Here is a 16,720-nt window from a genome sequence, read left to right as displayed (position 1 = left end):
AGGGAATCTTCCTTTTTGAAGAGGTGTGACTTATGGCAATCTTGAATTTTGCTGACATTTTACAAAAAGTGGGAATTGACCCCAAGAGAGTAAAAGTGATTCGTCATTCACTAACAAGTGAGCAGTTTAAACCTTGCTATAAAAAAGGAATGATTTGGGAGTATACAAGAACACAAAGCCGGAATTTTGCAAAGGATTTTGACTATTGGGCTGTATTTATCGGTGATGAGGGAACGATGGCAAGATTCTACGCATTGTACAAAGTCGATGGATTTGTACCGGCAACCCCGGAGGTTATGCCTGTAGGATTTCCTCATGTCGATTGGTTTACAGGGGAAAATGGATATTTTAATCTGGAACATGTGGATTTGCTGCAGGAATATGAAGACCGGCTGATTATCGATTGGGGCAGAGGCACGCTGGCATGGAATCAGAGTGGTTCTTTGGAAAAACCAGTTGTGGCAATTCAGTCACGTGCGGCAGAAGTATTCAGCGGCTACGAGAATCTGATATTGTCTTTTGACCAGCTGAATACGATTATTAAAAATCGTCCGGTTTATGAATCCTGGCATACGGCACTGGAAGCGGTGAAAGCAGTCTATTTAATTGTGGACACGGTTTCCGGACAGCAATATGTAGGGTCCGCTTATGGAAATGATGGACTTCTCGGCAGATGGAAAGCATACATAGATACAAGAGATGGGGGGAACAAGAAAATCAAAGAACTTCTTTGCAAGGACCCTGAGCGTTATCACAAATTTCAATTTTCAATTTTGCAAATTTTGCCTAAGTCGGCATCTAATGAATCTGTAATGCAGTGTGAAGCGCTTTACAAAAATAAATTGCTATCTAAAGAATTTGGAATGAATGATAATTGATAAAGCGTGTCTTAATGACGCTGAGGATTATTAAACTAAAAAATCACCCTAGTCATATATACTAAATGTGTGGATGGCTAGGGTGATTTTGATTAACCATTTAAAAGATGTCTACAGTATTCAATCAGTTCTTTAGAAAAGAGAGTTTGGTATTCTTCCTTACATACGGAATCTTCCATCGTCAAATCTAAACGGTTAAGAATATATAGGGTTCTGAATCCATCGGAGCAGTCGCCTTTGCGCATTGCTTTATCAATTAGCTTTTTTGCAGTTTCTACGCCGCCAATCTCTGATATCATTTGGTTAAATCTTGTTGGATTGTAGTGGCATTCTTTTTTGGCGATGTGCATTTTATCAATTAGTTCATTATGAAATCGAAAGGCGAGTCTATCCATATGCTTCTACCTCCTGTTATTAATAAAGATATTAGAACCGGCTATGAGCACCTTTAAAAAATTCAGATAAAAATCTTATTAAAGGTGCTCATGTTTTATATCAGCTCTACAATTACAGATTAATTTTCTTTCGGTAACTATCGGTTAAAGTGAGTTTTCCGCGACCATTGTATGCAATGTCTGCCCATTCAAGGATAGCTGCTAAGAAAAAAACAGGATCGTGCACAGAGTCGCCAAGGCTTTTACCCGAGTAATGATAGCCGATGGCTCCAACAACTGTTTTTTCGGTGCATTTACCTTCGCCGAGTTTGTAGCCTCTTCCATTGCCTTTTTCAGCAGTGCCTCCTTGTGAAACCAGCAAATCGACGATTATATCAAATACTTTATATTGCCAAGGCGGGTTTATGTTAACTTTATTGCTGATGAAAGAAAGGCCATCGGAAGCAGCTCTAATCTCATGAGAACCACCGTTGACTGTATATACGGTAGCTTTTCCGCCGTTTTCCATCAGTTTCTGTTTAATAATATCGGACGCTTTATTACTGTTTTCTGGAATTGTCCAAGTTGACATATCTATTATCTCCTGATTTTCTGTTGAATCTGCTGCTGTGTCATCGAAAAGATTTAGTGATACCAGTAAATTGTCTAATTGTTTTTTTGCAGTTGGATAAGAAACATTCAGTTCCTTTTGGACTGCGTTCAAATTACCTCTGTGCTTTAAAAATGTAATGAGAAAAGTATATTGCTCTGGGTCTAAAGAGTCGAAGGAATTTAATTCAAAATCATTTTTTAACTCCATTCCGCAGCCTTTACAAGTTAAGGTGGAAATATTTAGTTTTGTACTGCATACAGGACAGTGGGATATCATTTTTGCCATATGACTTTCTCCTTTCATTGCTATAATACTATAGATGGAATGAAAAGTCAATGTAGATTGAAAAATATTTAAGTCTATTTATGAAAAGAAGAATAAATAGTGTACTATTTAATAATGAGAGGCCTTGAAGAGGCATCAATTGCAATATGTGCCTAAAAACAGCTATCATATTATCTGAATTTGACAAAAACAGCGTCTTTAGCTAAAATATTATCTATGAATACGATTTTGGATTTAATAAAATCTCCCAGAGAGATAGAACTGGAAATTGCTAAGAATGCCAGACGGCGAAAGAAAGAGGCGGGGCTTACTCAGGAGGAACTTGCCAGAAAGTCCGGGGTCAGTCTTGGCTCTTTAAAACACTTTGAGAATAAGGGAAAGATATCTATGGAGTCTCTGATTAAAATCGCTGAGACACTGGATTATCAGGAGGATTTTTTGAAACTGTTCGCACAGAGGCGCTACAGATCCATTGAGGAGATTATTCATGAAAGAGATTAATGTGCTGTCTGTTTTTCCTGACGGAAGAAAAATCGGTACTTTGGCAAAATATGAACGAAATTTGACTGCCTTTCAATATGAAGATGACTGGCTGGATAAAAAAGGTGTGTGGAAATTATCCCCTGCATATGATTTGACCTACAGCAGCAGTCTTGGCGGTGAGCGTGCTACCTGCGTCAATGGAAATGGAAAGAATCCGGCATGGAAGATGTTTTAGTAGTAGAGGAAAGCGCATGTATTTCTTCATCAAAGGCACAAAAGATTGCTAGGGACGTACAGGAGATTACTAAGGAACTGCAAAGATTCTTTCCAAGATAGAGTTTTATAGTTTATATTCTCATAGAAATGATTAAACTTATCTACTGACGGATGTATTGATATAGAAAGCACTTGTGAATTATGTTTGCGTAAATTTTCAATAAGTTGTTTGACGGACATGTACAACAAAATAAAGGAGTCACAACAGATGAAATTATTGATAACGGGTTTTGAACCTTTTGGAGGAGAAGTGATGAATCCTTCTTGGGAAGCAGTACGGCTTTTGCCCGATGAAATCGTGCGAGCACAGATAATAAAAAAAGAAATTCCGGTAGTCTTTGACCGGGGTAGAGAAGTTTTTGCAGGGGAAGTAAAACTGCATCGCCCTGATATGGTGCTGTGTATTGGGCAGGCGGGAGGCGTTGATGCGATTGAGGTAGAGCGAATTGGAATTAACCTGATTGATGCACGGATTGCTGATAACGATGGAAAGCAGCCTGTTGATGTGCCCATTAGAGAAGACGGAGCAAATGCTTACTTTGCTACTTTGCCAGTGAAGGCTATGGTTGAGCGGATTAGAGCTGTTGGTGTTAAGGCAGAGTTGTCTTATTCTGCGGGAAGTTACGTTTGCAACACTCTGTTATATGAAGCATTATATTTAGCGGACAAGTTTTATCCCCAGATGAAGGCGGGCTTTATTCATGTGCCATATATTCCTGAACAGGTGACGGAACGACCTGACATGCCGTCGATGGAACTTGCTGACATGGTTAAGGGACTGCAGGCTGCCATTTCCGCGGCGCTCTGCGGAGAAGAAAGCCATGTATCTATGGGAACACTGCAGTGATAACGATAGATGATTTCTGCTCCAATCCTGCAGTTGCAGCAGAAAATTTTAAAAATTTTTAAATAATTCATCGCATCTTGGTTTTTGTGATTAACTTTGGTTGGGTTTGTGCTATACTATAGTTAACAGACTGCCTGCTGACAGGGGATTACATGCGGGTGTTAAAAACGGGCAGTACAATGAGGAGGGTGTGAAACATGACAAAGATTGCAATTAATGGATTTGGACGAATCGGTAGGCTGGCATTCAGACAGATTTTTGAAGATGAAACTATGGAGGTCACAGCCATCAACGACCTGACAGAACCGGCGATGCTGGCACATCTGCTGAAGTATGACAGCGTGCAGGGCGGATACCGCGGTCATACGGTGACCAGCGATGAAAACTCCATCACGGTAGACGGAAAGAAGATTGCGATTCTTTCGGAGAAAGAACCGCAGCAGTTGCCGTGGAAAGAACTGGGTATAGATATCGTGCTGGAATGCACAGGCTTTTTCTGCTCCAAAGCAAAGTCAGAGGCGCATCTTCGCGCTGGTGCAAAGAAGGTTCTAATCTCTGCTCCTGCTGGAAACGATTTAAAGACTATCGTTTACGGAACTAACCATGAAACATTGACTGCCGAAGATGATATCATTTCCGCAGCGTCCTGCACCACCAACTGTCTGGCTCCTATGGCAAAGGCGCTTAACGATTACCGGGAAATTCGTACCGGTTTTATGACGACCATTCACGCTTACACCGGAGATCAGATGCTTTTGGACGGACCCCACAGAAAAGGCGATTTTCGCCGTGCAAGGGCTGGTGCAGTCAATATCGTGCCTAATAGCACCGGTGCAGCAAAGGCTATCGGTCTGGTGATTCCAGAACTTGATGGAAAGCTGATTGGCTCTGCACAGCGTGTACCAGTGCCTTCCGGATCTATCACTATTTTGGATGCTACACTGAAAGACGAGACAGAGTCTGTAACGGTAGAAGGCATTAATGCGGCCATGAAGGCTGCTGCCAGCGAGTCTTTTGGCTATACAGAGGAAGAGTTGGTATCCAGCGATATCATCGGCATGAACTACGGTTCCCTCTTTGACGCTACACAAACCCTTGCTCAAAGATGCGGCACCAAGATTTATGAGGTTCGTGTGGTTGCATGGTATGATAACGAATGCAGCTACGTGTCTCAGATGATAAGAACGCTGAAATATCTGAGAAATTTCCTTTAATATGCGGATAAGAAAAGGCGCAGGCTTCTTTGATGAGAGCCTGCGCCTTTTAGGTGGGATTATACTGGAATTTACGCGATGTTTTCTTTGTCTGTTTTTTTCCTGAGTTTGACTTTTGGTTCTTTTGGCAGTCCGAAGAGCGGAATCACTCTATCCAGACCGGTGACAGTCAGAATCAGAATAGAAGCTACAGCAATCATTGCCATAAAATTATACTTGATGAAGTCTGTGTTAGAGAATTGGAACAGCGGATATACGTTTGCTGCGATACCAACATAGAATCCAAGGTATACGTGCCATGGAATTAGCTGAGAGCCGAATACACCCATTGCATCACCGAAAGTAGCATTTCGCAGTTTCAGCTTATACATGTCTTCTTCTGTTTCAGCTTCTACGTTTTCTTCTGTAATTCCTTTGATGATTGGACCAACCGTTACAATCTGTGCCATCTCATCGGACAGGATTGCATTACCAGTAAGGCAAAGCAAGCCGTTGCAGAACATTAGCTGTCTTACATTGTGGGAAACTCTTACAATCAAGTTTGCCAGCGGATCGAAGGCTTTCATCTTGCCCATGATGCCGCCGAATGCAGCAACCCACATCATCATGATGATTACCCAGCTGCCTGCGTCAGCAAAGCCGTCCATACACATGTTCAGATAGTCCTGCAGTCCGCCGCCGTTGAAGGAAGTAGTGCCTGCGAAAAGTCCAAGAACGTAGGCAGATACGATACCGGTGCCGATACAGCCGAATGTGTTCAGCCCTGAAATTGCAAGGCCAATTACCAGAATGAGAGGAACTATCATGTAAAGTGCTACGCCGTTTTGTACCTGATCCAGAAGATTAATCGCTTCAGGCTTTTCTTCAGCCAGATAATCCAGCGCGCTCTGTGGAACGGAGTCCAGTACGTTGGAGGCTTCTACCGCCTGATTAGGAAGCCCCATTACGGTAGCGGCAATGAAGAATACGATAGCAGCAAGAACCAGACACAGTACAGACCATACGCCCTGACTTCTGATTCTGTCTACAACTTCTACGCCCTGAATACCGGAGGATACGATGGTAGTATCGGAAATCAGACCGATGTTGTCACCAAAGCATGCGCCCCCTGCGATTGCACAGGTAGTCAGAAGCAGGCTGCCGGTTTCGATGCAGTTAGGGTCAACGATATGCACCAGCCACAGGAAAATCGGAGCACATGCTGCAAAGGTGCCCCAAGATGTGCCAGTAGCAACAGAGAGTATGCCTGTTACGCAAAGCCCTACAATCGCAACAGTTCTCGCTGTGATACCCAGTGATAAAGCGATGTTTACAACAGAAGCCCCTACGCCTGTTGACATGAAGGCGCTGGCCATTGCATAGGCAAACATCAGAATAAATAATGCCACAATAATGTTTTTTACACTGTCCATAGCAGCGTCCATACATTCTTTAAAAGAAATTCTTTCTGTCAGCTTAGCTACAACAACCGCAGCAACTGCAGCGATAGTAGCAGCAAGCAAAGCGTCCTGTCCGGACATCATCAGTCCTGCCAGAATAAAAATTGGCACGAACTTGAAGATTGCTTTTAAAACGTTCATTTTTTTCTCCTTTACTTAATAAATCCCACCCATGTAAAGAGCAATATCTGTGCCAAGAGTAGAAAGTTGTCTGAAAATTACGCAATGAGACAGTATTTGCAAGGTATGAAAAGGACTTTAAGAACATAGAAAAATTGTGTCTTGTTCACGCATACGAACCATTTTTGAGAAAAATATAAAAATTACACGCCAAAAATGACTCAAAAGGTTGACTTTTTTCTGGTTCTATCATAGGATTAAGAAAGGATAGCCTTGCATTGTTAAGGAATAGGAGTTAGGAATGGACAGAAATTATGGTTTAAATCGGGTATTAGAACCCAAAGGTGTCGTGCCGGCAACGGCATGGAAAGTTGACAACAGCCGCACGCTTTTTAGCAAGGAAGCGAGAGTTTCTCTTGAACGAATTCACTTAGAATGGGGGAATTTTCAGCAGATTTGTACCAGCAGCGGATATGATGAAAACAAAATTCGGAGTAAGATTTTGGATTTAGTGGAGAAGCGAGGCAAACTGCATAATCCTTTTATTGGTTCCGGCGGTGTGCTGATAGGAACGGTGGAAGAGATTGCAGAAGATTTGACTTCGGAGGTAGGTGCAGTGGAAGGCGACCGAATTTACTGTATCGCCTCTTTGAGCAGCATTCCTGTATATATTGAAGAAATTCACGAGATAGATTTTAACTACGGACAGATTGTTTGTAGCGGTTATGCAATTCTCTTTGAGACATCGCCCGTTCACATAGCAGATAGGAATCTAAGTCCGGACTACACCTTGGCGGCAATTGATGAGGCGGGCAGTCTCTTTGGGGCGTATAATATTGCGCTGGAGCATGCCAACAAAAAATTGGTCATTATCGGAAGAACTGTCTATGGTACACTGCTGTATGCGGCGGCTTTGAAAGAGGCGGGAATTGCAGATTCTCATGTGACGGTGGTGATGGATGAGGAAAGCAGGGAAGGACTTTCGCAAAAAGAAATTAGAAATGTGATGAAACCCCTTGTAGGGCAAGTTTTCTTTACGAATCTAGCAATGCCGGTTGCGTCCTTTGAGGCACTGCGAAGAGAAGAACCGAATTTGGATCAGGTAGATCAGATTATCGTAGCGGAAGATATTTTTGGTGCAGAAACATTAGCGGTACTGATGATAAAGCCTTTTGGCGATGTGTATTTTACGTCGGTAGAAAATCATTATGGCGCAGCCCAATTGGCGGCGGAGTCTCTTGGTAAGATGACCACCATGTATGCTTTCGACCAGTATCTGAAGGATTATCCCCAGTTTACTTTGCGAATTGTGCGTAAAATCAGGAATCAGCTGGAGGAAATCAATCGTCTTTACGAGAAAAAGAATCGGAAGAAAGTACTGACAAAAAGTCAGGCGGAGAACATCATGCGGATTGCAGCGGGCAAAGAGGATGATTTTGTCTATCAAAGCAAGGTGACGAAAAGCATGATTGAGGAAGTCATGAATGTGGCAAAGTACGACTGCAACGTAATTATTCAGGGAGAAACCGGCGTCGGCAAGGAAAAGATTCTTTCTCTGATTCATCAGAACAGCGATCGCTGTTTAAAGCCCTGTGTGAAAATTAACTGCGCCACTATTGCAGAAGGTCTAGCGGAGTCTGAGTTCTTTGGATATGAGGCGGGCGCTTTCACCGGGGCAGCATCATCTGGAAAAACGGGGTATTTTGAGCTTGCTGACGGAGGAATTTTATTCCTCGATGAAATCGGCACCCTGTCAATGAACATGCAGTCAAAGCTTCTTCGGGTGCTCCAGGAAAACCAGTTCTTCAAAGTAGGCGGTACCAGACAGATTTCTGTCAATGTGCGGGTTATTGTTGCCAATAATGTGCCTTTAAAGGACCTAGTGGAGCAGGGAACCTTCAGAGAAGATTTGTACTACAGGCTGAATATTTGTAAAATTGATGTACCTGCTTTGAGGGAAAGAAAGGAAGATGTGCTGTGTCTTGCCCAGACTTTTGCTGACAGCTGGACGAAAAAATACAGAATCCACAAGGAACTGTCGCCGGAGGCTTTAGGTCAGCTTTATAAGTATCACTGGCCGGGCAACGTGCGGGAACTGGAAAATGTCATGCATCGCCTAATTATCAGCAGCAGGAACGTGGTGATTACAGCCGAAGATGTGGATGAGATTCTCAATGAAAATGCTTATGGAGATATGATGATTAATATCAGGAAAAGCTTTGAATATAGTGACAGTCTGGACTTTCATCAGCTGATGAATCAGCAGGAGAAGCAGATTATTGAGTATGCTCTGAAAAAAGAGGGAACCACCAGACGGGCGGCAGAACTTCTGGGTTTGCCCCAGACCACCCTCGCAAGAAAGAAATTAAAATACGGATTATAATAGGAGAAATGAAAAAGCTGCGAGACCGAAGGAAAACACAGCTTTTTTAGTGTGGGAAAAACTATTTCATTGCATTAAATTCATAGGAAAAGTCTTTTGCAGCTTCATTCATTTCGTGGAAAGATTTTTTGATATAATCTACGATTTCCTGTTCAGTGACTTCGATATTGCATTCCTTTGCGAATTCTGCCATACCATTTTTGATGATAGTGAAATCAAGTTTTTTGTCATAAAATGCGATGGCTGGGTTTGAAGCAGCGCGGGCAAATGCTTCTTTTAACATCTCATCTTTGGAAATTTCCAGCGGTTTGTAGTTTTCGGAAATCTGCTCTATATCTACATGCACACCGTCGCCGGTGATTTTAGTGGAGAGACTTTTTAACTTTTTCTGCTGGTCCTTGATGAAACTTTCAACTTCTGCGGCGGAAATATCGACACTGTTCTTCTTTGCATAGTCCAGAATATAGGTTTTGATGACTAAAAGGTCGGTGTCTGCGTCGGTAAAGCGAACTGCGCCAGTGGCGACAGCCTGATTAAAGGCTCTTTTCAGCATAACTGTATTGCTCATTTTTTTACCTCCATGTTTTTATATAGGGAAAGAGAAATTATATTGATTACTGTTAATTATAGCATAAACTGTGCCAAAAAGAGTAGGACTTTTCGAAAAAATCCATAATTTTTGCAGGGATGAAGAATGTGTATTTTTCAATGTGTAGCGGCATGAAAATTTGGAAGAATAATGACGTACGTCGAATTTTGCAGAATGTACGGGAAAAACTTGCTGAAATTGAGCCGATTATGGGTCAAAAGAGTGAAAATCGTACCGAAATTGAAACTTTTTTTTATACCAGAAATAGTGTATAATAGTAGCGACTCTTTGTATGTATAGAAAGGAGCGGACAATGGACATCGACAAATTAATTGTGGAACATCCCATAATACAGAATATGATAAATTGTGATGAGATTTTCTGGCTTAATGAGAAAGCTGGAAGAGAGAAAGAGTTGCCTTTTTCTTTAGCAGATATCGAGGATGCCGGTGCACGGCTTGCACGTTTTGCATCGTATATTAAGACGGCCTTTCCTGAAACGGAAAATACGGACGGTATCATTGAGTCGCCTCTTACGGAAATCACAAGAATGAAGAAAGTTTTTGAGGAGGAGATGAATCGGGAAATTCCGGGCAGAATGTTTTTAAAGTGTGACAGTCACCTGGCTGTTTCTGGCTCCATCAAAGCACGGGGTGGTATTTATGAGGTGCTGAAATTTGCAGAAACCATCGCCATAGAACGAGGTATGCTTTCTATCGGGGATGATTACGCAGTACTTGCGCAAGAGCGCTTTAAGAAAGTTTTCGGGGAATACAGTGTAGCAGTAGGTTCTACGGGGAACCTGGGACTATCTATCGGCATTATCAGTGCAAAGCTGGGTTTTAAGGTGACAGTGCATATGTCAGCTGATGCAAGAGCATGGAAAAAGGAACTGCTGCGCCAGAAGGGAGTTACTGTTATTGAATATCAAGATGACTATCAGAAAGCAGTTGCGGAAGGGCGTAAAGAAGCAGCAAAAGATCCTATGTGTCATTTTGTAGATGATGAAGGCTCTTCGGATTTATTTTTAGGGTATTCAGTAGCAGCAAAGAGACTGGCAGATCAGTTCAAGAGGCAGATGATTACCTGTGATGAAGATAACCCGGTTTTCGTGTATATTCCATGCGGCGTTGGCGGCGCACCGGGTGGTGTGGCATTTGGACTGAAAATGCTTTTCGGAGAACATATTCATATTTTTTTTGCTGAACCAACCCATGCGCCATGTATGACACTGGGTATGCTGACAGGTCTTCACGATGAGATTTCCGTCGGAGATGTAGGCCTTGACGGAAAGACGGCGGCAGACGGACTGGCTGTAGGAAGACCGTCCAGACTTGTGGGCAGTATTATGGAAACTCTTTTGGACGGTTGCTATACCATCGAAGATGACAAGCTCTACCCGTATCTGGCAAAGCTGGCAGATTCTGAGGATTTGTGGATTGAACCGTCGGCATGCGCGTCTTTTACAGGACCGGGGCATGTGCTTTCTGCGGAAGGCTATCTGATTAAAAACAATTTAAAGGACAAACTAAAAAACGCCACACATATTCTCTGGGCTACCGGCGGAAGCATGGTGCCGGAAGCAGAAATGCAGGCGTATTATGCGATGGGAAAATAATTGGAACTGGTGTCTTTAAAACCGGTCGCTATAGTTGAGTAATTTGTGCAGGAAGCCGCCTTTGACTTTCGGCGCATTTTTCTTTTGGGAATTGGACTCGGAATTGACGGGAGGTTCGGCTTTTCGGTGAGAGTCCATGAACGTGTCATAGCGGACGATGTCCACGCAGAAGTCATTTTCTGTGCTGGTAATGATAGCAAAGGTGCCGCCGCTGCCGTCTCTGGGGTCTGTTAGACTGCCCGGATTAATCAGATGGATGCCATTCACTTTTTCATAGGCGGCAATATGGGTATGACCGTAGCAGGCTGCAGTGCAGTCCTTTTCCATTGCCTGATAGAGCAAGTTGTCAAGACGAAACTCTACCAGCTGCATGTGACCATGGATGACCAGTATTTTGCCGTAAGGGGTGTCAACGGTAGTGAAATCGGAAGGATTGCACCGGTCGCTGTTTCCGTGGACACAGACAGCGGGGATGCCAGTCACTTCGCTGAGCCACTGGCCGTCATCTTTGTAGTCGCCGCAGTGGATAATCAGGTCAATATCGGAAAGGTTCGCAAGGACTTCCTGGGCTTTTGTGATAGAGCCGTGGGTGTCGCTGGTTAAAAAAATCTTCATAAATTGTTCCTCCGTAAATATAGTATAACACACCTGCGCACTTTTGTGTTAAAATAATAGTATGAAACGAGATATGAACAGAGATGAAAAGCGAATACAATGGGTTTTGATGAATCTGCGCCTTTCGGGAAGTGCTATGGATATGGAGCAGGCGGCACGAATTGCGGGAGGGGAATATGTACTGGAGGCCTCCTTGGAAGAGCACCTGCTGGTAACCAATCTGCTGGAAGCGCTGACGGAGATGGAACGGGTTTTAGGAATTGAAGAGGAACTTTGCGTGCGCACTTTGCAGCGTTTTTACAGTGTGTTTTCCGGAGGAGAGGAAGGGGTGTTTCGCAAACGAACACCGATTTTGACCCACCTCAGCTATAACCCGGTACTGCCGCAGGAAATCGAGGGAGAACTTTCCAAGCTGTTTCGCGGGCTTCATGCACACCCGGTGGTAAACGGGCTGGAAGCTGCCGTGTTTGTCCATAATGAGCTGATTAGAATCTACCCTTTCGATAGGTATAATGAACTCATTGCCCGTGCGGCGATGGAATATGAATTGCTTTACTGTGGTCTGGACTTGTATCCTCTGACCTTGAGTGAGAGCGAGTATAACAGCGCTCTGGCGGATTATGTGCGGTTCGGCAGGGAATCAAGGATTTTGGAAAACCTTAAACTGAACAGGCTGATGGCGGAAAGTAAAGAAACGCCGCTGTAAATTTTTTGCAGACATAAACAAAAGAACTGTTTCCCTGGGGGTGCCGGATTTCCGGCGGGAAAACAGTTCTTTTTAGTGTAGAATAAAATGAAGTTGTTATACGGCAGTTACCATGCCGTCATAAAGTTTGAGAGTAACAACACCATTTACGGTATTTAGCATCTGGACTTTTTCGAATACGTCTTCTGCCTTTACATCTACTTCTTGTCCCAGATAGTTGATGACGTGCTCGACGCCTTCCTTATTCAGTTCTTTGCCATTAATCATAGATATTTCGTTGTTTGTCAGTTCTAGTTCAAGATAAGTAGGACATTCTGCATGAAGTTTCTTTTGCATAGTGTATATCCTCCGTATGTTTATTTGAATGATAAAATAATTATACAACCTGAAGCGGAATTGTCAAGGGGAAATTTATAAAAATTTAAAACTATTTATGAATATTCTATGGGAGATATTATGGTAAAGATAGGAGTTTTGTGGTAGTATAAAATAGTATAGAAGTATAGGCGAAAGGTTTTATGAAAATGAGAATTAGAAATAGGGGTGTAAGTCATTGAAGGAACGTTTTCAGAGTCACTATGCAAAACTGGGGCTTACTATTTTTGCTTCCGGAGCAGCACTGATTGTGCTGTTTGAGTGTATCATACATTTAGATAGTATCAGAGAAGCCTGGTCGGAGGTCACTTCCATATTATTCCCATTTATTTTTGGTCTGGTGGTGGCATATTTGCTCTGTCCGATTTACAATGCGGTGGTGCGAAGAGTGTACCGGGTTTCGGCATGCAGATTCAGAGAGAAAAAAACGGCATTTCGTCTTGCCAGAGTTGTAGGAACGCTGGTTTCTCTTTTCGTGTTCTTCGGTGTGGTTGGAGGACTTTTTGCCATGGTGCTGCCGGAGACCATTCGCAGCATTGTAGGTCTGGTGCAGGAGGCACCGGATAAGTTTAATGATTTGATTCTATGGATTGAGAATACTTTTACAGCGGAGCGCTTTCCGGAACTTGCAGGTACGGCGGAGGCTATTTTAAGCAGAGCCAGAGATTCCTTTATGACTTGGACAGAGGCAGAGTTTTTGCCAAGAATCGGTGAATATATGACCCAGATTTCTCAGGGTGTCATCGTAACGGTGCGTACTCTGATGGATATGTTTATCGGTGTGATTATCTGTGTATATTTTCTTAACAGCAAGGAGCAGTTTAAGGCACAGACAAAGAAACTGATTGCAGCAACGATGAGCAGAAAGCAGGGGCAGGAGCTGCAGGAATTTGCGAACTTCTGCAATAAGACTTTTGGGGGCTTTATTAACGGGAAGCTGATAGATTCTTTAATTATTGGGATTTTGTGTTTTATACTGATGACTATATTTGGACTCCCTTATACGGTGCTGGTCAGCACTATTGTGGGCGTTACCAATATTATTCCTTTTTTTGGACCGTTTATCGGTGCTGTTCCGTCAGCTGTGATTATTTGCTTTTCCAGTCCAATGCAGGCGCTGTATTTCCTGTTATTGATTTTGGCTCTGCAGCAGTTTGACGGAAACATTCTGGGGCCGAAGATTCTGGGAGGAACTACTGGTCTTGCCAGCTTCTGGGTACTTTTTGCCATTTTGATGGGCGGCGGGCTCTTTGGATTTGTCGGTATGGTGCTGGGGGTACCGGTTTGTGCAATCGTATTCTACTATCTGAACCAGTATCTGAGAAAACGGCTGATACGCAAGAGTATGCCAGCTGATACAGTGGATTATCAGGACTTTAACAAATATGACATAAATAGGAAGGACGTATTATAGATGGAGAGATTAACAAATATAGAGATGAAGGAGTATACTTCTTTTAAGACAGGGGGAAAGGCTGCAGAACTTATCATCGTAGAGTCTGTAGACGAGTTGAGGCAGGTGCTTGCTGAGATTGACAGAGAAAAGAAACCTTATCTAATTCTTGGAAATGGTTCCAACACGCTAGTAAAGGACAGCGGATTTGCAGGCACAGTGGTGAAGCTGGGTGAAAATTTTAATCAAGTGAAGGCCCATGGAGAAACCGGCGAAAAGCTGGTCTGCGGCTGCAGCGCACTGATGTCTTCTGTGGCAAAGTTTGCGCTGGCAGAGTCTTTGACTGGCTTTGAATTTGCAAGCGGTATTCCGGGCAGCATTGGCGGCGCTGTATTTATGAATGCAGGTGCTTACGGTGGCGAGATGAAAGATATCGTCGAAAGTGTGAATCTGGTCAGCAGAGACGGTCGCATTTTGCGAACGGTGTCCGGCGCGGAAATGGATTTTTCCTATCGCCATAGCATTTTACAAGAGACCGGTGAGGTGGCGGTCTCGGTAGTGCTTCGTCTGTCTAAAGGAGATTCCGCAGAGATTTCGGATACTATGCGGGAGTTGACCAGGCGGCGCAACGAAAAGCAGCCGGTGCAGTATCCAAGCGCCGGAAGCTTTTTCAAAAGACCGGAGGGCTTTTTTGCAGGTAAGCTGATTCAGGATGCAGGACTGAAGGGGATTTCTGTAGGTGGTGCGCAGGTGTCTGAGCTTCACAGCGGATTTATTGTCAATAGAGGCGGCGCCACGGCAACGGATATCATCGACCTGATGCATCTTGTACAGAATACGGTTTTCGACCAATTTGGTGTTCAACTGGAACCGGAGGTAAGAATTATTGGAGATTAAAGGCAGACAGTACAAAATGATCTTTGACTATCACACCCATACTACCTTTTCTCACGGTAAAGGGTCCATCGAAGATAATGTCAAAGCGGCAGTTGCCGCAGGGCTTTCCGGGATTGCTATTACAGATCATGGACCGGGACATTTAACTTATGGTGTAAAGAGAAGTGATTTTCCGGTGATGCGTGCGGAAGTGGACAGACTGCGGAATATTTATCCGCAGATAGACATTTATCTTGGTGTGGAAGCAAATGTGGTGGCAAGGGAGCCATATCTGGATGTGAATACTGAAGAATTGCAGTATTTTGATTTTATCATCGGCGGTTATCACTATGGAATCCCTCACGGTTATTGTATAGGAAACTGGCTGGATTCCCATGGTTTTGTGGGTCAGCGTACCGGTAGAAAACTGCTTGCAAAGAATACAGATATGACCCTAAAGGCTCTTTATGAGAATGATATGCGGATTCTGACCCACCCAGGAGATAAGGGCAGGTTTGATATTGCAGCGATTGCGGCAGCCTGTGCTGAGACCGATACGCTGATGGAGATCAGCACATGGCATGCCCATTTGACTGTGGAAGAAATCAGAATTGCGGCAAAGACAGAGGCGAACTTTGTAATCAGCAGTGATGCACATACCCCGGGCAGAGTGGGAAGCTTTGCAGGCGGTGTGGAGCGAGCGCTTGAGGCTGGGCTTGACATAGAAAGAATTGTGAATATTGCTTTGGTGAAGTAACAGGGAGAATTTTGCATGGAGAAGATGAAAGTAGTCATCGTGACGGGTCTTTCAGGTGCGGGGAAGACCAATGCGGCAGACTGGTTTGAGGATCAGGGCTATTACTGTGTGGATAATATGCCGCCTGCACTGATGAAGAATTTTATTGATTTGGCTGCTTATTCGGGGCAGCGCATTGAAAAGGCGGCTTTCGTGGTTGACGTGCGAGGCGGCGAGTTTTTTGGTGATTTAAATCAGTGTCTGGAATTTTTATCGGAGAGTCCTGCGGTCAGCTGCAAGATTTTGTTTATCGAAGCTTCCGATGAAACCTTAATTAAGAGATATAACGAGACTCGGCGCAGCCATCCGCTTTCGGCAGGTTCCACCACGCGTGAAGTCATCGAAAAGGAGAGAGAGCAGCTTTCGGAGCTTCGCAGACGTGCCGACTACATCATCGATACCACCAATATGAAAACAGCGGGGTTTAAGAATGAGATGGAAAGGATTTTCGTTGGTGAAAATCCGCAGACCACTTTTTCGGTCAACGTGACGTCTTTTGGATATAAGCATGGTATTCCGATTGAAACAGATCTGGTATTTGATATGCGGTTTATTCCAAACCCGTACTATGTGCCAAGTCTGAAGCGGTTGACAGGCAACAATAAAAAGGTCTTTCAGTATGTGATGAAGCAGCAGATTGCAAAGGATTTTGCAGCGCAGCTTACTGTTATGATGGACACTGTTATTCCATGCTATATAAAAGAAGGCAAGTACCATCTGAACGTTGCTTTCGGCTGCACAGGCGGTCAGCACCGGTCTGTTACCATGGCAAATCATATGGCGGAGGTTTTTCGTGAAAAAGGTTACCGTGTTACGCTGCGGCATAGGGATTTGTAAGCG

General features: G+C 43.6%; 18 protein-coding genes. 12 read left to right on the top strand and 6 right to left on the bottom strand.

The features are described from left to right. Positions 1 to 32: 32 nt before the first annotated feature. Positions 33 to 878, top strand: coding sequence for a GIY-YIG nuclease family protein (locus D1151_RS04525; RefSeq protein WP_161908110.1), 846 nt, complete (start codon positions 33 to 35; stop codon positions 876 to 878). 92 nt (positions 879 to 970) lie between these two features. Here D1151_RS04525 and D1151_RS04520 read toward each other — a convergent pair whose 3' ends face one another. Next, entirely contained in the window at positions 971 to 1,273 is a 303-nt protein-coding gene (locus tag D1151_RS04520; RefSeq protein WP_161908109.1) for a hypothetical protein, read from the bottom strand. Positions 1,274 to 1,385: 112 nt separating this feature from the next. Next, positions 1,386 to 2,150: a DUF2089 domain-containing protein gene (locus D1151_RS04515; RefSeq protein ID WP_161908108.1), complete on the bottom strand. Its 765-nt coding sequence runs from the start codon at positions 2,148 to 2,150 to the stop codon at positions 1,386 to 1,388. 228 nt (positions 2,151 to 2,378) lie between these two features. On the opposite strand from D1151_RS04515, the gene D1151_RS04510 reads away from it, so the two are divergent. From D1151_RS04510 to gap, 4 genes are all read left to right on the top strand, one after another. After that, entirely contained in the window at positions 2,379 to 2,651 is a 273-nt protein-coding gene (locus D1151_RS04510) for a helix-turn-helix domain-containing protein (protein WP_243151159.1), read from the top strand. Next, entirely contained in the window at positions 2,638 to 2,868 is a 231-nt protein-coding gene (locus D1151_RS04505) for a HipA N-terminal domain-containing protein (protein ID WP_161908106.1), read from the top strand. The genes D1151_RS04510 and D1151_RS04505 overlap by 14 nt, the downstream gene beginning before the upstream one ends. A 249-nt stretch (positions 2,869 to 3,117) precedes the next feature. After that, on the top strand, positions 3,118 to 3,756 hold the full coding sequence (gene pcp, locus D1151_RS04500) for a pyroglutamyl-peptidase I (RefSeq protein ID WP_161908105.1): 639 nt from the start codon (positions 3,118 to 3,120) through the stop codon (positions 3,754 to 3,756). 197 nt (positions 3,757 to 3,953) lie between these two features. Further along, positions 3,954 to 4,970, top strand: coding sequence for a type I glyceraldehyde-3-phosphate dehydrogenase (gene gap / locus D1151_RS04495; RefSeq protein WP_161908104.1), 1,017 nt, complete (start codon positions 3,954 to 3,956; stop codon positions 4,968 to 4,970). 71 nt (positions 4,971 to 5,041) lie between these two features. Here the strand turns inward: gap and D1151_RS04490 are convergent, their stop codons facing one another. Then, a complete protein-coding gene (locus D1151_RS04490; RefSeq protein WP_161908103.1) occupies positions 5,042 to 6,550 on the bottom strand; it encodes a Na+/H+ antiporter NhaC family protein in 1,509 nt (502 codons plus the stop codon). Between the two features lie 280 nt (positions 6,551 to 6,830). On the opposite strand from D1151_RS04490, the gene D1151_RS04485 reads away from it, so the two are divergent. After that, positions 6,831 to 8,912, top strand: coding sequence for a sigma-54-dependent Fis family transcriptional regulator (locus tag D1151_RS04485; protein ID WP_161908102.1), 2,082 nt, complete (start codon positions 6,831 to 6,833; stop codon positions 8,910 to 8,912). A gap of 61 nt (positions 8,913 to 8,973) precedes the next feature. Here the strand turns inward: D1151_RS04485 and D1151_RS04480 are convergent, their stop codons facing one another. Then, positions 8,974 to 9,480: a hypothetical protein gene (locus D1151_RS04480; RefSeq protein WP_160202336.1), complete on the bottom strand. Its 507-nt coding sequence runs from the start codon at positions 9,478 to 9,480 to the stop codon at positions 8,974 to 8,976. A 334-nt stretch (positions 9,481 to 9,814) separates the two neighbouring features. Here D1151_RS04480 and D1151_RS04475 point away from each other — a divergent pair, with 334 nt between their 5' ends. Beyond that, a complete protein-coding gene (locus D1151_RS04475) occupies positions 9,815 to 11,119 on the top strand; it encodes a D-serine ammonia-lyase (protein WP_160202337.1) in 1,305 nt (434 codons plus the stop codon). 15 nt (positions 11,120 to 11,134) lie between these two features. Here D1151_RS04475 and D1151_RS04470 read toward each other — a convergent pair whose 3' ends face one another. After that, complete coding sequence (locus tag D1151_RS04470) at positions 11,135 to 11,734, bottom strand: metallophosphoesterase (RefSeq protein ID WP_161908101.1); 600 nt, start codon at positions 11,732 to 11,734, stop codon at positions 11,135 to 11,137. A gap of 73 nt (positions 11,735 to 11,807) precedes the next feature. On the opposite strand from D1151_RS04470, the gene D1151_RS04465 reads away from it, so the two are divergent. Beyond that, positions 11,808 to 12,440, top strand: coding sequence for a Fic family protein (locus tag D1151_RS04465; RefSeq protein WP_161908100.1), 633 nt, complete (start codon positions 11,808 to 11,810; stop codon positions 12,438 to 12,440). A 96-nt stretch (positions 12,441 to 12,536) separates the two neighbouring features. Here D1151_RS04465 and D1151_RS04460 read toward each other — a convergent pair whose 3' ends face one another. Next, positions 12,537 to 12,776: a hypothetical protein gene (locus D1151_RS04460; protein WP_160202340.1), complete on the bottom strand. Its 240-nt coding sequence runs from the start codon at positions 12,774 to 12,776 to the stop codon at positions 12,537 to 12,539. Positions 12,777 to 12,993: 217 nt separating this feature from the next. Between D1151_RS04460 and D1151_RS04455 the strand changes: the two genes are divergently transcribed. Genes D1151_RS04455 through rapZ form a run of 4 tightly spaced genes read left to right on the top strand, consistent with a single transcriptional unit; the run spans position 12,994 to position 16,717 of the window. Next, the gene (locus D1151_RS04455; RefSeq protein WP_160202341.1) at positions 12,994 to 14,229 is read left to right on the top strand and encodes an AI-2E family transporter; all 1,236 of its coding nucleotides are present in this window, start codon (positions 12,994 to 12,996) and stop codon (positions 14,227 to 14,229) included. Beyond that, entirely contained in the window at positions 14,230 to 15,105 is an 876-nt protein-coding gene (gene murB / locus D1151_RS04450; RefSeq protein ID WP_161908099.1) for a UDP-N-acetylmuramate dehydrogenase, read from the top strand. It begins immediately after the preceding gene. Next, positions 15,095 to 15,841 (top strand): PHP domain-containing protein, encoded by a 747-nt coding sequence (locus tag D1151_RS04445; RefSeq protein ID WP_160202343.1) that lies wholly within the window; start codon positions 15,095 to 15,097, stop codon positions 15,839 to 15,841. Before murB ends, D1151_RS04445 begins: the two co-directional genes overlap by 11 nt. A 15-nt stretch (positions 15,842 to 15,856) precedes the next feature. Further along, the gene (rapZ, locus tag D1151_RS04440; RefSeq protein WP_161908098.1) at positions 15,857 to 16,717 is read left to right on the top strand and encodes an RNase adapter RapZ; all 861 of its coding nucleotides are present in this window, start codon (positions 15,857 to 15,859) and stop codon (positions 16,715 to 16,717) included. Positions 16,718 to 16,720: the final 3 nt, after the last annotated feature.

Source organism: Emergencia sp. 1XD21-10, assembly GCF_009936045.1.
Classification (GTDB): Bacteria; Bacillota; Clostridia; order Peptostreptococcales; family Anaerovoracaceae; genus Senimuribacter; species Senimuribacter intestinalis.
This window is presented reverse-complemented; position numbering and strand designations above follow the sequence as displayed.

What these genes read in the sequence shown, in the direction of transcription:
- D1151_RS04525 (WP_161908110.1), top strand. Translation starts at nt 33, where the DNA reads ATGGCAATCTTGAATTTTGCTGACATTTTACAAAAAGTGGGAATTGAC.
- D1151_RS04520 (WP_161908109.1), bottom strand. Translation starts at nt 1,273, where the DNA reads ATGGATAGACTCGCCTTTCGATTTCATAATGAACTAATTGATAAAATG.
- D1151_RS04515 (WP_161908108.1), bottom strand. Translation starts at nt 2,150, where the DNA reads ATGGCAAAAATGATATCCCACTGTCCTGTATGCAGTACAAAACTAAAT.
- D1151_RS04505 (WP_161908106.1), top strand. Translation starts at nt 2,638, where the DNA reads ATGAAAGAGATTAATGTGCTGTCTGTTTTTCCTGACGGAAGAAAAATC.
- pcp (WP_161908105.1), top strand. Translation starts at nt 3,118, where the DNA reads ATGAAATTATTGATAACGGGTTTTGAACCTTTTGGAGGAGAAGTGATG.
- gap (WP_161908104.1), top strand. Translation starts at nt 3,954, where the DNA reads ATGACAAAGATTGCAATTAATGGATTTGGACGAATCGGTAGGCTGGCA.
- D1151_RS04490 (WP_161908103.1), bottom strand. Translation starts at nt 6,550, where the DNA reads ATGAACGTTTTAAAAGCAATCTTCAAGTTCGTGCCAATTTTTATTCTG.
- D1151_RS04485 (WP_161908102.1), top strand. Translation starts at nt 6,831, where the DNA reads ATGGACAGAAATTATGGTTTAAATCGGGTATTAGAACCCAAAGGTGTC.
- D1151_RS04480 (WP_160202336.1), bottom strand. Translation starts at nt 9,480, where the DNA reads ATGAGCAATACAGTTATGCTGAAAAGAGCCTTTAATCAGGCTGTCGCC.
- D1151_RS04475 (WP_160202337.1), top strand. Translation starts at nt 9,815, where the DNA reads ATGGACATCGACAAATTAATTGTGGAACATCCCATAATACAGAATATG.
- D1151_RS04470 (WP_161908101.1), bottom strand. Translation starts at nt 11,734, where the DNA reads ATGAAGATTTTTTTAACCAGCGACACCCACGGCTCTATCACAAAAGCC.
- D1151_RS04465 (WP_161908100.1), top strand. Translation starts at nt 11,808, where the DNA reads ATGAACAGAGATGAAAAGCGAATACAATGGGTTTTGATGAATCTGCGC.
- D1151_RS04460 (WP_160202340.1), bottom strand. Translation starts at nt 12,776, where the DNA reads ATGCAAAAGAAACTTCATGCAGAATGTCCTACTTATCTTGAACTAGAA.
- murB (WP_161908099.1), top strand. Translation starts at nt 14,230, where the DNA reads ATGGAGAGATTAACAAATATAGAGATGAAGGAGTATACTTCTTTTAAG.
- rapZ (WP_161908098.1), top strand. Translation starts at nt 15,857, where the DNA reads ATGGAGAAGATGAAAGTAGTCATCGTGACGGGTCTTTCAGGTGCGGGG.